This window comes from Heminiphilus faecis (assembly GCF_008728965.1).
GTDB lineage: Bacteria > Bacteroidota > Bacteroidia > Bacteroidales > Muribaculaceae > Muribaculum > Muribaculum faecis.
Map to the genome: position 1 here is coordinate 1 of NZ_VSMC01000086.1, position 255 is coordinate 255.

The 255-nt window shown below is 55.7% G+C and carries 1 protein-coding gene; it reads left to right on the forward strand.

The genetic code is table 11. The features are described from left to right. The coding region (locus FW767_RS13050; protein WP_205523925.1) for an ATP-binding protein at window positions 1-255 on the forward strand (255 nt) is incomplete at both ends.

Genomic DNA, 255 nt, shown 5'->3' on the forward strand with positions numbered 1-255 from the left:
TGCACGAGAATGGGATTACCGTGCCCAGGCTGCCATAGCGCGGCTTACCAAGAATGCGGCGTTCCGATACAAGGCTTATCTCGAACAGATTGACTATGCCACAAACCGGGGGCTGGAGCGCAATCAGGTGGAACGCCTCGCCACCCTTGACTTTGTACATAAGGGGCAGAACCTCTTCATTACCGGCTCTTCAGGTACAGGGAAAAGCTATCTGGCATGTGCCCTTGGCCACGAGGCATGCAAAAGGGGGTTCCG